This window comes from Mycobacterium sp. ACS1612 (genome assembly GCF_001667505.1).
In the GTDB taxonomy this organism is placed as follows: Bacteria; Actinomycetota; Actinomycetes; order Mycobacteriales; family Mycobacteriaceae; genus Mycobacterium.
On sequence record NZ_LZHZ01000063.1, the window covers coordinates 348,628 to 362,424 of the forward strand.

13 protein-coding genes are annotated in these 13,797 nt (G+C 64.8%); all 13 read right to left on the reverse strand.

Annotated elements, in window-relative coordinates; genetic code table 11:
* Positions 1-208: 208 nt before the first annotated feature.
* The 13 genes from A5724_RS26910 to A5724_RS26970 are packed head-to-tail and all read right to left on the reverse strand — an operon-like array spanning position 209 to position 13,796.
* Positions 209-988, reverse strand: coding sequence for a fructosamine kinase family protein (locus A5724_RS26910; protein WP_067809416.1), 780 nt, complete (start codon positions 986-988; stop codon positions 209-211).
* Complete coding sequence (locus tag A5724_RS26915) at positions 988-1,818, reverse strand: SDR family NAD(P)-dependent oxidoreductase (protein WP_067809418.1); 831 nt, start codon at positions 1,816-1,818, stop codon at positions 988-990. Before A5724_RS26915 ends, A5724_RS26910 begins: the two co-directional genes overlap by 1 nt.
* Before the next feature lie 9 nt (positions 1,819-1,827).
* Positions 1,828-2,520: a YoaK family protein gene (locus A5724_RS26920; RefSeq protein ID WP_067809420.1), complete on the reverse strand. Its 693-nt coding sequence runs from the start codon at positions 2,518-2,520 to the stop codon at positions 1,828-1,830.
* A gap of 15 nt (positions 2,521-2,535) precedes the next feature.
* Positions 2,536-3,417: a mammalian cell entry protein gene (locus A5724_RS26925; RefSeq protein WP_067809422.1), complete on the reverse strand. Its 882-nt coding sequence runs from the start codon at positions 3,415-3,417 to the stop codon at positions 2,536-2,538.
* Positions 3,384-3,935 carry a mammalian cell entry protein gene (locus A5724_RS26930; protein ID WP_067809424.1) on the reverse strand — a complete coding sequence of 184 codons (552 nt, stop codon included), beginning with the start codon at positions 3,933-3,935 and terminating at the stop codon, positions 3,384-3,386. Before A5724_RS26930 ends, A5724_RS26925 begins: the two co-directional genes overlap by 34 nt.
* On the reverse strand, positions 3,932-4,900 hold the full coding sequence (locus A5724_RS26935) for an RDD family protein (RefSeq protein WP_067809426.1): 969 nt from the start codon (positions 4,898-4,900) through the stop codon (positions 3,932-3,934). The genes A5724_RS26930 and A5724_RS26935 overlap by 4 nt, the downstream gene beginning before the upstream one ends.
* On the reverse strand, positions 4,897-5,556 hold the full coding sequence (locus tag A5724_RS26940; RefSeq protein WP_067809427.1) for a hypothetical protein: 660 nt from the start codon (positions 5,554-5,556) through the stop codon (positions 4,897-4,899). The genes A5724_RS26935 and A5724_RS26940 overlap by 4 nt, the downstream gene beginning before the upstream one ends.
* Positions 5,526-7,103 carry an MCE family protein gene (locus tag A5724_RS26945; RefSeq protein ID WP_067809429.1) on the reverse strand — a complete coding sequence of 526 codons (1,578 nt, stop codon included), beginning with the start codon at positions 7,101-7,103 and terminating at the stop codon, positions 5,526-5,528. Before A5724_RS26945 ends, A5724_RS26940 begins: the two co-directional genes overlap by 31 nt.
* A 3-nt stretch (positions 7,104-7,106) precedes the next feature.
* Positions 7,107-8,255: a virulence factor Mce family protein gene (locus tag A5724_RS26950; protein WP_067809431.1), complete on the reverse strand. Its 1,149-nt coding sequence runs from the start codon at positions 8,253-8,255 to the stop codon at positions 7,107-7,109.
* Entirely contained in the window at positions 8,256-9,914 is a 1,659-nt protein-coding gene (locus tag A5724_RS26955; protein ID WP_067809433.1) for a virulence factor Mce family protein, read from the reverse strand.
* Between the two features lie 5 nt (positions 9,915-9,919).
* Positions 9,920-11,494 (reverse strand): virulence factor Mce family protein, encoded by a 1,575-nt coding sequence (locus tag A5724_RS26960; protein WP_067809435.1) that lies wholly within the window; start codon positions 11,492-11,494, stop codon positions 9,920-9,922.
* Positions 11,491-12,522 carry a virulence factor Mce family protein gene (locus A5724_RS26965; RefSeq protein ID WP_067809437.1) on the reverse strand — a complete coding sequence of 344 codons (1,032 nt, stop codon included), beginning with the start codon at positions 12,520-12,522 and terminating at the stop codon, positions 11,491-11,493. The genes A5724_RS26960 and A5724_RS26965 overlap by 4 nt, the downstream gene beginning before the upstream one ends.
* Positions 12,519-13,796: an MCE family protein gene (locus A5724_RS26970; RefSeq protein WP_067809439.1), complete on the reverse strand. Its 1,278-nt coding sequence runs from the start codon at positions 13,794-13,796 to the stop codon at positions 12,519-12,521. The genes A5724_RS26965 and A5724_RS26970 overlap by 4 nt, the downstream gene beginning before the upstream one ends.
* Position 13,797: the final 1 nt, after the last annotated feature.

The following is a 13,797-nucleotide window of genomic DNA, read 5'->3' on the forward strand; positions in this document are numbered from 1 at the left end:
CTGCAGTTATCAGCGAGTCAGGCGTCCGCAACCGAGATCGTTAACATTGGAAAAGATTGCTGGCGCCACGTTTTGGTTGCTGACGAAAGGTTGCTCCCCGCTACCCGACCGCCACGCGGCCGCGATTTCCGTTAACGGGCTCACCTGCGGCAATGGGCCAAAACTCCCACTTCCGGGACAGCGCTCTCAACGGTGTGAGGCCGCGGGGCTACGCATCCCGTCGTTTGCCCGCGCGCAGCGCGCTGTCCGCAGCGGCCCGCGCCTGCCCGACGTAGCCGCCGCCGAACAGCACCACGTGCGCCAGCAATGGGTAGAGCTGATGCAGCCCAACACGGTCTCGCCAACCGTTGCGCAGCACACGCTCGGACTGATAACCGGCGAGCACCGCGTCCAGATGCGGGCACCCGAACAGGGCCAGCATCGCCAGGTCTGTCTCGCGATGGCCGCCGTGCGCGGCCGGATCGATGAGCACCGCGCCGTCAGGCGTCCACATCACATTGCCGCTCCACAGGTCGCCGTGCAGTCGGGCGGGCGGGTCGTCGTCGTCGAAGTCGCCTGCTTCGCAGCGAGCGATCACGTCGTCGATGGCGGTGCGTGTCGAGGTGTCCAGAAGGTCCGCGGCGCGTGCGGCCATCGGCGCCAGCCGCGAGGTCGCGTAGAAGCTGCCCCAGCGGTCGCCGGCGCAGTACGACATCGGCAGCGGCTGCTGCAGCGGACCGAAGTATCCGGGGCCGGTCCAGCCGTCGGGCGGCGCCCCGAACGCGTCGGCGCCCGCGTCGTGGGTGATCGCCAGCCGACGGCCGAACTCGTGGGCGGCGGCCGCGGCCGGCGATGCCGTGGCCAGCCGTTCCAGTGTCAGGCTGGTCGCATCGTAGGCGATCACCCGGGCACACGGCACTCCGCCGGACGCCGACGAAAGCCATTGCAGCCCAATGGCTTCACATGCGAAGAAGCCTGGCGGCGCCGTGCTGCTGCGCTTGACGAACACTACGGCTGGCCGGACACCCGCCGCAGCACCAGGTCGCGCAGCGATGCGGGCAGCTTGGTCATCAGCGCGACCTGCAGCTTGGGACCGATGCCGACAATGTAACGGGCGCGCGGCTTACGCGCGGTCAGCGCCGTCGCCACCACAGCGGAAACCTTCTCCGTCGGGACCGCCAGGCGCTGCGACACCGGGATCATCTTCTTCATTCCCGCGATGTGCCGCGCATACAACTGACGCTGCTCGGGTGTCAGCGCGGACTCGGCCTCGACAACCATGTCGTCGGCGGTGCGCCACATATCGGTGTCGGTCTGGGGCGGTTCGACGATCGAGACCGCGATGTGCCACGGCTGCAACTCCATTCGCAGCGCGTCGGCCGCCGCCTCCAGCGCGAACTTGCTGGCACAGTACGCGCCGATCAACGGCATCGACAGCTGGCCGTTGACACTCGAGATGAACACCACCCTGCCGCGGGATTCGCGCAGTCGCGGCAGCACCGCCCTGGTGACCGCTAGCTGGCCGATCACGTTGACGTCCAACTGTTTTCGCCATTCGTCCGAGGTCACGGTCTCCATCGGGCCGCTCACCACGATTCCTGCGTTGTTGACCACCGCGTCCAACCGCGGCGGCAGCGACGCGTCGAGCGCGGCGATGTGGTCCGCGTCGGTGACATCGAGGATGACCGAGGAGATGCGCTGGCTGTTCATGGCGGTCACCGCCGCGGCGTCCGCCTCGCTGCGCACGCCCGCAATGACGTCCCAGCCGCGGTCGGCGAGATGTCGCGTGATCGACTCACCGATCCCCCGGCCTGCGCCGGTGACGAGTACGGATGGCATGCAACGAGATTAGCCTGCCGCCGGTTCGGTCCTGGCAGGCCCGAACCGGAACACCACCGCTGCGATGGCCACCACGACCGCGGCGACGGCGATCACCGGCGCGACGAACCACCGGGTCAGCGTGGCGCCGACCAGCGCACCTGCGCACATCGTCAGCACCACGGAGTAACGGAGTTTCTCCCGGTGGCCGCGACCACCCGCGACCCGACTGTCGAAGCCGATGCCGACGATCGTCGTGGTCAGCACTGTGGTGGACAACTCCTGGACGCCGAACTGGCGTGCGGTCGCGGCCTGGATCCCGAATGTCAGCGCCATCCCGGCGATCAGGTACAGCTTGGTGTTGTCGTGATAGTCGAGCACACCGGTACCACTGAGAATCGACAGCGTGGCGAGCATGACCACCTCGAACCCGAGCGCGGCGGTGAGCCAGCGTCGGACGTTTCCGTCGAGGTGCCGCGAGAACCGTCCGCCGACGATCGCGCCGGCGACGAAGCTGCCGAACCCGACGAGCACCGCGGTCATGTCGACGACGGTGTGCGGCGCGAACCAGAAACCGAGGAAGATGATGTTGCCGGTCATGTTGGCGACGAAGACGTGGCCGAGCATCAGCACACTGACCGCATCGACCATGCCCGTCGCGAACGTCAACAGCAGTAGGCACACGGTCGTCGTCCGGTCGGTGACGGGTGAGACGACGGGCATGCCGGCTGCCGTCAGCTACAGCTGGGGAGTCAGGTCAAACGACGTCACCGTCGACATCCGGGTGATCAACCACTTCGCGTCGTGGCGCTGCAGCGTCAGCCGATAGGACAGGTAGCGCAGCGACGGGATGTTCTTCGAAGCAGGGCTGGTGGCAACCGAATTGGTGTAAACGAGCGCGGTGGCCTCATTGGGGGCAACGCTCTCGACGGCCGTGCCCATCACCTGCGTGGTGTTGGTGACCTGGGCCTGTTTATTGGTGGCGACGATCGCGTCGATGTACTTGCGGTATTCGGTCGCGAAGTCACCGCCCAAGTAACCGGCAGCGCGGTCAGGCAACGTGTCCATGTTGTCGGGCGTGTAGGTCCACAGCGTGGTGATCGCGTTGGCTGCCGTCTCGGCGATTTGGAGTTTCGTGTGCACCAGCGCTCGGTCGGCCAGATACGGCTGCAGCATCGCGCCGCCGAACGCCGCAGCGCCGACGAAAACAGCTCCTGCCACGGCGGCCCCGATCCACAGCCGCGAGCCCGCGGCTCGGTGCGGCACCATGATCACGTCCTCGTGCGGCGCTTCTTCGCCGGCGGCCGCCTCAGGTTCGGCGGCCTCGTTCGTAGATGCCGTAACAGCTTCTGGTTCAGGCGTTTTGCTGCGCCGATGGAAAAGACCCCGCCGCCGCGGCGCACTGACCGGTTCGGATTGCTGCGCGGTCTCCGGCTCGGGCTGCTCCTCGGCAGTTGGTTCCTCGACGTCCTCACGGCTCGCGGCCAGCTGCTGGCGCAGCGGCATCCGATGGCGGCGACGTGCTGCCTTTCCGGTCGGTGTCTTCGCGGGGTCCGATGGCTGATCGAGTGATTCAGCGTCGGTGGTCAGATCACCTGAACCAGCTGGCTGATCTTCCACTGCTGTCCTTCCTTGACTGCCGTTACAACCCAACGGCTCCCACTCTCGACCGTCGACTTGCCATCGGGGGATTTTGTCGAGATCTTGGTGGCTACCAACACGTCGGCGCCGCCGTCGTCACGCCACCGCTGCAGGCCGGCCTCGAGGACCGTCCCGGTGGTCGGCTCGGCGCGGGCGACCTGAACTAAGATTTCGTTCTGCTTCTCCTTGAACATCTTCGCGAAATCCCCTGTGCCCTGGGTTAAGACACGATCCGCATACGCATTGGCATGGAACGGGTCCAGCGTCGTGTATTCGACCATGAACTCGCGGACGTAACCCAACGCATCTGCCGCTTTGGCTGCCGCGCGGTCGTTCTTCACATGCTCGATCAACATCAAAGTGCTGGCACCGATCGCCGCGACAATCACCAAAGAGGCCAAGACGGCGATGACAGGCAACCCCCAGCGCCGCGGTGGCTTGGGCACCACCCCGAAGAAGTCGCGCTCGCCCGAGTCGAGCTTGCGACGCGGGCTCACTGGCCGACCTGACTCATCTGGGGCTTCTTCAGCACAATGAGGTTCGCGACGCGCCACTGGCCGTCGCGCGACTTCTCGAAGTCCACCCGAACCGTCGCGGTGATGAATTTGAAGTCGCTCGCGTTGGCGCCGCGCTGACCTTGCATCGCCATCAGCATCGCCGCCTGGTCGGCGGTCGCTGACAGCACCGCCGTGCTGACCGCGAAATATTGGTTGCTCGTGGCACCTGCCTTCTGCACCGCCTGCTGCTGGGCGATCAGCTGAGGTCGGTAGCCGTCGGTCGCCAGCGACTGAGCGTGCGAGAAGTCCTGCTGCAACGTGTCGGCGTTGTAGCTCAGCAGCTGCTCGACGATGCGTGGCCCTTGATCAGCTACCTGCTGACGCGCCGTGGCGACCGCCCGCTCGGGGCCGTACTCCGTCAGATAGCCCAGCCCGACGGCGCAGGCGCACATCACCGCCGCCGCGATCAGCGCTGCGGCCGTCGGGCGGTGCATGTCCCGCTTCGGTCGCTCGACCTTGTGCACCTCGGTGCGAAGCAAAAGGTCGGCGAACGTGCGCCGCCGTCTGTCCCACAGGGGCCACAACCAGCCGATCAGCAGCGCACCGGTGTCGAACAGATGAGCCAGATCTCGACCGAGCAGCCGCGCAACACCCACGGCCGAACCGTCGCTCTTACGGACGGCGATCCCGAACAACGCACGGCCGAGTGACCATCCAGTGATTGTCGGCATCAGCAGCCGATTGATGACCGTCAACGCCACGATCACGGCGATTACGGCGGCATAGATCCACCACACCATGCTCCGCGGCGGGGCAGTCTGCCAGAGCAACACCATGGTGGCGATGGTCGCCACTGGAGCGACTACGTCGACCAGGGAGGCGCCGGCACGCGCCGCCCACGACGCGGGACTCGCCGCCGGCAGCTCGGCGGGCGCTTGTGGCGCAGCATCGAGGGCTGCGGTCACGATGCGACCTGCTTGATGTCGGCAATCTTGTACGTGCCGTCGGCCGGCGCCATCTGCACCCGCAGCCGATAGCCCTGCTCCTGGTCTGCGGCCTCTGAGTTGGTCACCTTTGTTCGCAATGCCACTAGGACCTCGATGGAGCCGTCGTCGTTGTGCCGCTCCACCGCTGCGCGTAGATCTGAGACCTTCACCTGGACGTTCGCGGCTTGATAGGCCTCGGCCAGCACACTGCTGTACAGCGGGGCCTGCAAACCGAACGCGCCCGTCGAGCACTCGATGATCTTGGACTGGCTGGCCAGCATGGCGGCGGTATCCGGAGCCTGCGTGGCTGTCACGCAGTCACGTGCCGCAGCCAGGGCCGCGGCCTCGGTGCGGGCAATGGCCTCGCTGTCGTGGTGCGACCTCAAGGCCAGGTAACCACCCGCACCCGCCCCACCGGCGAGTAGGACAAGCAGCATGCAGATGCACACCACCGAGCCGACACCAAGGCGTGACGGCCGACGATCGACGCTGCCGTCGTCGAATCCGCCGAGCGAATCCTCGGGGGGGTCGGAGACGTCTCCTGAGTGTTCTTCTGTGGATACTGCTAACGACTCATCGGGCGTTTCATCAGCATCGGTGGGGTTCAGCTGGCGGGCGCCAGCATCTCCTTCCATCCGTCGTCTCCTGGGTTCTTCGAATTGCTGACGTTGTATTTGACGCCGTCAGGTCCGACCACCTCACCGCTCGACGGGCTGTAGATAGCCGTCGAACCCGGCGGCCCCTGTGCCGGAGTGTACGTACACGGGTTCGGCTGCTGTCCACTGCACTGGACGCTACCCTGTCCCGGCGGCGACAGCGGATCACTGGTCGGCGCCGACGCTCGCGCCGGTGGGGGGAGTTGATCAGCAGGCAGAGGATTGAGCCCGTTGTTGACCGATGGCGCGGGTATGACCCCGCGACCCGGATTGACTCCCTGGTCGCAGCGGGCTGCGGGGGCAGGACACGACAGGATCTGGTTCGGGTCGCCATACCAGGGGTTGGTGCCCAACGGCACGTACGGCTCGTTGCTGTGGCACTCCCTCGGCGTCGCCGCGCGCTTGCCCGGTACATCCGCACACGGGTAGTTGCGGGCCCCGCGGACGACGTTGCCCTGGAAGTCTTTCGGGATCTTGCAGTACGTGCCCGTGGGCAATGGCGCCATGCTGGTGTCGGCGGGCGACCGCCACTCTGAGGCGGGCAGGAACCCCGTCAAACACGGCGGAGGCTGGTTGATTCCCAGCGCCAGTGGCAGCTGACCGACGTTGTCGAAAAGTGTCCCGGCCTGCGCGACCGCCGCACCCTGCGGCAGAATCACCAATGTCTGCTCGAGACCCTTGTGGTAGCGCTTGAGCATGTCGAAGACGACGGACAGGTTGGCCAGCGTCTGCGGCAGGGCCTCACGAACATCGCTGAACACGGCCGCCACCTGATCCAAGGTGGGCGCCGCCTGTTGGAGGCCGCTGCGCAGAGCGGCATCCTGCTCAGCCGATTGGGCCGCGATGATGTTGAGGTTGCGTGCCCATTGCTGGATGTTGTCGCCCGAGTCGGCTTGGCTCTGCAGGATTGGCGTCGAGTGCTCGATGACGTCGTTCAACTCGGGCAGGTTGTCTTTGAAACCCTGCGCGATGTTGGTAGTGGAATCGACCAGCCGCTGCAATGCCGGGCCCAAACCGCCAACCGCCTTCGAGGTTTCCGTGAGCAGCGTGTCGATCTTCTCCTTGGGCAGCACGGCCAGCCCGCGGTTCGCGGCGTCCAGCGCCGGACCGACTTCACTCGGCACCGTGTTGTCCCTGATGGAGCCGACGTTCTGGCCGTCGGACAGGAACTGACCGGGATTCCCCGTGGAAATGATGTCGAGGTACTGCTCGCCGATCGCCGAGACCGAATGCACGTTGGCCGTCGCGTCCGCGGGGATCTTGAACCGGTTGTCGATGCTCATTTCGGCCCGCGCACCACGCTCCGTGGGTTCGACGGCGGTGACTTTGCCGATCTGGGTGCCCCGATACGTCACGTTGGCGGTTGCGTACAGGCCGCCGGACCGTGGCAGGTCGGCGTAGAGCTTGTACTGCCCGATCCCGACCAGGCTGGGCACCCGCAGGTAATACCAGCCCAGCACGACGATCGCGATGACCGTGAGGATCGTGAAGAGCACCAGCTGGATCTTGACGAAACGGGTCAGCACTGCTCACTCACCCCTTTCGACCAGCGGACCGTTCGGCGCGTCATGCGGGTTCGGGGTGAACCGCACATCCGGGATCATCGTCGCGGGGTCCCGACCCCAGCTCTGCTCGAGTGCGCGCAGCATGCCCGAGATACCGGTACCCGACAAGAACCCGTTGTCCAGTCCCGACAGCGTGAGGTCGACCATCAACGACACGTTGAGGAAGTCGCCGCGGACCACTTTCGGCACATTCTCGATCGAGAACGGTGCAGTGAGCATGAGCTTCAGCGCGCCGATGAGGTACGGCGACGCCCTGCCGAGTTGTTTGAGTGGCCGTTGCAGGTTCTGCAGATTCGTGTGCAGGTTGTCGCTGGACGGAGCCAACGCGTCGTCGGCGGCCCTGCTGATCCGGCCAAGCGCTTCCACCGCATCCGCGAACAGATCGCGGGTGTCGGCGAAATGCTTTATCAGTGGCGGGAATTCGGTGAGAACCCGATCAAGGGTCTCATTGCGTTGACCGACTATCGTCAGCAGCCGATTGGTCGAATCGATGGCGCGGGTGATGTCTTGACGCTGCTGATTGAGCTCGTCGGTGAAGGTGTCCAACTTGTTGAGGAACTCGCGGATCTGATCGGCCCGACCGGTCAGCAGGTTGTTGACTTCGGTCTGGATCGTTTCCAGGTTCTGCACGCCGCCGCCGCGCAGAATGGTCGCGATGCTCGCCAGCACCCGCTCGGTGGTGGGGAAAGCTGAACTGTTCTTCAGCGGGATGGTGTCGCCGCTCTTCAGCTGGCCCTGCGGGTCCGGCGGCGGATCGAGCTGCACATGCTGACTGCCCAACAGGCTGGTCTGCCCGATCTTGGCCAACACGTTTTTCGGCAACTTCACGTCGGGCTGCAGGTCCAGGGTCAGTGTCGCGACCCAGTTCCTCAACTCGATCGCGCGCACCCGGCCGACGTACACATCAGCAACACGAACCCGGCTATTGACGTTGAGCGCCAACGTATCCGGCATCTGCACGTAGATCGTCATCTTGTCGCCGCCGGTGCCCGGTCCGCCGGGCAACGGGACGTTGGCGATGCCTTTCCACGACCCACACGAACTCAGCAGCAAAGCGACCGCAACCAGTGCGACGCTGCGCCGAGCGATCCTGCTCCATGTACGTGCAGCCATCTATTGACCTGCCTCAGCGGGTAGGGGCGGGCCCACTGGCGGCGGTCCGGCCGGGGCGGCGGGGCCTGGACCGGGCCCCGCAGCGGGCGCGGGAGCCGACAGCGGCGACCCACCGGGATCACCTGGAATCACACCCGGTGCCGGGGCAGGCGGTGGCCCCGGCTGTGGATACCACGGCGGCGGCAGCGGGTTGTTCTCGTCATACGAGTTCGGTGGGCCGGGCAGGTTGCCCCCTGGCGGTGCCCCGAACGCGGGCGGGGCCTGCGCAATGGCGCAGTCCGGGCCACCCATCAATTCCGCCAGACACTCCGGCGTCAGCATGTTCGACGTGAACGGTTGCACGTCGACGCCCTGCATGCCGGGAGCGGCGACCCAGCCTGGCTCGTGGTTACCGTGGGAGAACAAGGTGTCGCGCGAGAAGATGCCGGGCACCGTGGTGTCCTTGTAACCGCCCGGTGGCTGCAGACGTGGCTCCGAATACGCGACCTGCTTGGGCAGCGTCATCGCCGTGTTGAACTGGTTGATTCCGATCGGCGGGTAGTTGAATTTGATCGCGTCGAGAATGGGTGCGAGGTACTGGGCACACAGTTCGGCGGACTCTTGGTAGCCCAACCGGCTGCCGGCCTGGATGGCGCTGCAGACGAACTGCATCGGGTTCGCGAAGTTGGCGATGGCGGGCAAGCCCATGACACCGCCAGTTACCGGCGACACGATGTTCATCAAGTTGGCGCCCAGCGTCGGGAACACGTGCAGGGCGGTTTCCAGACCATTGAGCGGGTCGGGCTGCAGAATCGCGTTCGTCACATCGGCCAGGTTGTTGACGTCGTGGGTGAGCACCTCGCCGTTTTTGTTGATGAACTGCCGAGTCGTCGTCAACAACTGGTTCAGGTCTTGCAGCGCGTTGGCCACCTCGCGGTCGGTGTTGGTGAACGCGTTGGTGAATTGCGCGAGATCGTCGTTGAGGGCGACGAACTGCTGATCACTCTTGTACAACGCGTTGACGAACAGCGCCAGACTCTTGATCACGCTGAAGAAGTCACCCCGGCCCTCGTTGAGGGTGTAAAGCGCCTCCGAGAGTCCCTTCAAGGTCCTGTTGAGCTGCTCACCTTTGCCGGCGAAGCCGTCCGCGGCAGATTCGATGATGTCCCCGAAGGGACCTCGCGGCTGATCCCTGGTCGGACCCAGTTCGGTCAAGATCCGGTTGATCGAGTCGCGAAGCTCGTCGTACTCGACCGGCACCTGCGTGCGGTCGATCGGGATGACCGCGTTGTCCTCCATGACCGGTCCGCCGGTGTACGGAGGCGACAGCTGGATATTGCGCGAAGCGACGAGGCTGGGGTTCAGTATCGACGCGGTGGCGTTGGCCGGGACCTTGTATTTGTTCTCGTAGGAAAAGGTCACTTTCATCTTGTCGCCCGCCGGCTCGATGTCGTCGATCGAGCCGACCTGGATTCCCATGATGTTGACTTTGTCGCCGGGATACAGCGCCAGGGTCTGCGGGAAGTAGGCGACAACGGTGTTGGTGGTCAGCTTCTTGTACAGATTCCAGCCGACGATGGCAGCCACCAACGCAAGGATCACGATCAGCACACCGACGATCACCGAAGCGCGAGACACCCGTCCCAGCTTGATGTTTCTGATGTTGAAGATTGTGGACATCTAACTCAGCCCTCCTGCGATCCGGGCGGGAGGAACGGCGGATTGCCCGGCAGCGGCGGCGTGCCCGCCGGGCCGGCGTCTGGGCCTGGTCCCGGTGGCGGCGGCGGACCCGTCAGCGCGGGCGGCAGCGGCGCGATACCCGGCGTGAAGTCCGGCCCCTCGGGAGGCAGTGGCCCAACCGGCACGGTGCGCGCGTTCGGCGGCGCAGGCGGCAGCGGAACCGGCGCGCCGGGCATGTCGGGCGGCAACTGACCCGGTATCGCCGCCGCAGGCACGCCTGGAGTGAATCCCGGACCGTTGGGATTCGGGTCCGAGGTCGCGACGTCGGGCGGCCCGTATTCGGGTCCACCGAACGGCCCTGTCGTCAGATGCGAGCATGGCAGAGGGTCATTGGGCCGCGGCAGGCCGTCAGCGACGGGCGGCGTGTACGAACACGGCGAGCCTTTGAGGACGCCGGGCCCGGGATGTTCCGGCGTGCCTTCGAGCACCGTCGGCGCGGGCGCGGGCGCACCGTTGGGGAACCGCTGGCCGTTCGGGTCGGGGAACCTGAACGCCGGCAGGCCCGCATCACCCCAGAACTTCTCGGGATCGATGCCGCGCTTCTTGAAAGCGGCGTCGACGAACGGCTGCAGAATCTGATAGGGCAGCAGATTCGCCAAGAAAACCTTGAAGAACGGCCCCGATGCGACCGCTTCACCAAGGGAGGCAACGAATTTCGCTACTGTGGTCAGCGTCTGCATCAGATCGAATTTGCGATCTCGTAGCACGTCGCTGATGGTGCGCAGTTGCTCGAGCACACGGTTGAGGTTCGGGTTGTCGTCGATGAAACCCTTCACCTGTTCGGAGAACGCCGCGACCCGCTCGAGCAGCATGCTGACGGCGTAGCTGCGTTCGTTGATCGCGGCCAGCAGCGACTGGGCGTTGACGAACAGTTGGTTGATCTGCGCGCTGCGGTTGCCCAGGACGCCCGCGATCTTGTTGGCGTTGGCGAGCAGTTGCTTCACCTGATCGTCGCGTTTGCCGATGGTGTCGGAGAACCGGGCCACCCCTTCCAGAGCAGCCGACAAATGCGGATACGTCTGGTCGATGGTCTCCGACAACACGTTCAGCGATCGCTTCACCGTCTGGGTGTCCCAGCCGGAGGCCGCCTTCGTCACGTCGAAGAAGGCGTCGTAGATCTGGTACGGCGTGGTGGTCTGCCCCAACGGCAGAATACCGTTGGCGCGCAACGGATCTTTGCCGCGCGGTTCTATCTCCATATTGCGCCGGCCCAGAATTGTGTCGGTTCGGATCGACGCGCGACTCGCGGTGCCGATCTGAGTACCCTGCAGCGAGTAGCCGATCACCACCTTGTCACCGTCGATTCGCATCGAGCGAATCTCGCCGACGTCGACGCCGGCAATGCGCACCTTGTCACCGGTGCCAATGCCCCCGGTATCCGAGAACTGTGCGTAGTAGGTAGGCGTCGCGAACAGCATCGGAACGCTCGCGAAGCTCTGGCCAACGCCGAGCACGAGAATCAGGATGAGGATGCCCATCAACCCGTTTCGGATGCGGTCCGACCCCTCGAGTGTCCTCATTGCGGCGTGCACCTACCCGTGGGCTGACTCGTGAGTTTGACTGTGCGGACCGGGCCGCCAGGTTGCAGGCCGTTGAGCTTCAACGAGATATCGCAGGCGTAGAAGTTGAAGAAGTCGCCGTAGATACCACCGGCGCGGCCGATGATGTTGAACGCCGTCGGCAGCCTGACCAAGATGTCGTTGAGTTGGGCCTTCTGGTCCACCAGCGGCTGTTGCACTCCCTCGAGATAGGTGATGGTGCTCTGCAGCAACGGCCGGTTGTCGGCGAGCAGGTCGGCGATCGTGCCCGCAGCGTCGCTGATGTCCGCGACCGAGCTTGCGATCGGGTCTTTGCGGTTCTTGAGACCGGTGATGAGCTTCTCGAAATTCTGCACTGTCTCGTCGAACTGCTGCTGGTGCTTGACCGTCGTGTCGAGCACGGTATTCAGGTTGCGGATCACCTCACCGATGGCCTGGTCACGGTCGGCGAGCGCGGACGTGAGCGAGGCAGTCTGATCGAGAATGTCGTTGATGGTCCCGCCTTGGCCCTGAAACACCGTGATGATCGACTGGGCGATGTTGTTGACCTTGTCGGGATCCAGCGCCCGGAAAACCGGACGGAACCCGCCGATCAGTGCGTCCAGATCAACCGCGGGTTGGGTTCGCTCGATCGGGATGGTGCCACCAGCCGCGAGGCGCTTGTTGCTGTCGCCGCGCTTGAGCTCCATGTAGCGGTCGCCGATCAGGTTCAGGTACCGGATGGAAGCGGTGGTCCCGTCGAACAGCGGGAGCGAGCGGTCGACGCTGAAGTGAACCTTGGCCTGCGCACCACCGTCCTGTAGTTCGATCTTGGAAACCTTGCCCACCTCGACACCGGAAGCCCTGACGAACTGCCCGGCGCGAAGGCCACTGACGTTGGAGAAGACCGCCGTGTACCCGGTGGTGCGGTCGAACCGCATCTGACCGAACACCACGATGATCATGGCGGTGAAAAGCAGCAGCACCAACGAGAAAATGCCGAGCTTGACAGCGGTTCCAGTAATTTTCATGGGTTGATCGTGTTCTCCCCGAACTGGCGGCCCCAGACGTATTCGATCCCGGGAGCGATGATCGGAATCGGTGCCGGAAGAAGAGGAATGATGCACGGCGGCAGCCCGGCGCAACCGAACGGCGATGCCAGTTCCAAGTGGTTGTACGGCGCAATGGAGGCACCGGTGTCCATGACCAGGTACGGCGCGGGCCACAGATCGCGGGTGACTGGTTGCCAGCAGCCCGGCCTACCCTCTGGGCCTCCTCTGGCGTTCACGCGCGGCAGGTTGTCCGGGTAGACGTAGGGGTTGCCCGGTCCGATGAGTTCGCTGGTCGTCCGGAGCGAATAGCCGTTGCCGCCCAACGATGCCGCCACCTTGGGCTCCACGTCGTGGAAGTTGCGGATCGTACAGAACAGTGCGGGGCTGTAGGTGTCGAGCAGCTGCGAGGTGGGCACCAGGTCTGCAGTGCCCCGGACCAGATAGGGCGCACTGCGTTCGAAAATGTCGCCGCCGGTGTTGCCGAACCCGACAGCGGCCATCAGTGCCTGGTCGATGTTGCCCTGCTGCTCGTTGAGCGTGCGCGCGGTGGTGACGGCGTTCTCCAGGCCGTCGAACAGGTCGGGCGCCGCGTTGGCGTAGACGTCTCCCAGGTCGGCCAGCAGTTGGTTGTCGCGGCGGATCTGGGGCATCAGCGGATTGACGTCGTCGAGGATTTCGTTGCCGTGAATGATTGACTGGCCGAACCGATCACCCAGCCCGTCGAGCGCTTCGGCGGTGGCGCTCAATGTTTGGTTCAGCTTGATCGGGTCGACCTGCTCCGCCACCTCGACGACCGTCTCGAACAAGGTGTTGAACTCGGTGGTCACCGACGTCGCATCGATCACATCTGACGGCGAGATACGTTGCGGCGTCGGATCTTTCGGTGACGTAAAGGATATGTACTTGTTGCCGAACACCGTGGTGGCGGTGATATCGGCATTGACGTTTTTCGGAATCAAGTCGAGATACTTGCGATCCACCTTCAGCGTGATCTTCGCCCGAGGCACACCGCCGACGCTTACCTGGTCGACCTGCCCGACCCTGCCGATCTCGACACCGTTGTACGTGACCTTGGCGCCGGGATCCATCGAAAGGCCGCTGCGCGCCGCCATCATCGTCAGATTCTCGCGATCGAGGAACGTACCGCGGAACTGAAGGAAGACCAGGACCGTGGCGACGACGACCACTATCGCCAAGATCGCGCCCGCCAACTTGAAGGGGGGCGTGCGGGATTTGTTCACGGGTGCCGTCATT

Coding starts and splice junctions, on each gene's coding strand:
- A5724_RS26915 (WP_067809418.1), bottom strand. CDS start 1,818: ATGCCATCCGTACTCGTCACCGGCGCAGGCCGGGGGATCGGTGAGTCG.
- A5724_RS26920 (WP_067809420.1), bottom strand. CDS start 2,520: ATGCCCGTCGTCTCACCCGTCACCGACCGGACGACGACCGTGTGCCTA.
- A5724_RS26940 (WP_067809427.1), bottom strand. CDS start 5,556: ATGGAAGGAGATGCTGGCGCCCGCCAGCTGAACCCCACCGATGCTGAT.
- A5724_RS26950 (WP_067809431.1), bottom strand. CDS start 8,255: ATGGCTGCACGTACATGGAGCAGGATCGCTCGGCGCAGCGTCGCACTG.
- A5724_RS26955 (WP_067809433.1), bottom strand. CDS start 9,914: ATGTCCACAATCTTCAACATCAGAAACATCAAGCTGGGACGGGTGTCT.
- A5724_RS26960 (WP_067809435.1), bottom strand. CDS start 11,494: ATGAGGACACTCGAGGGGTCGGACCGCATCCGAAACGGGTTGATGGGC.
- A5724_RS26965 (WP_067809437.1), bottom strand. CDS start 12,522: ATGAAAATTACTGGAACCGCTGTCAAGCTCGGCATTTTCTCGTTGGTG.
- A5724_RS26970 (WP_067809439.1), bottom strand. CDS start 13,796: ATGACGGCACCCGTGAACAAATCCCGCACGCCCCCCTTCAAGTTGGCG.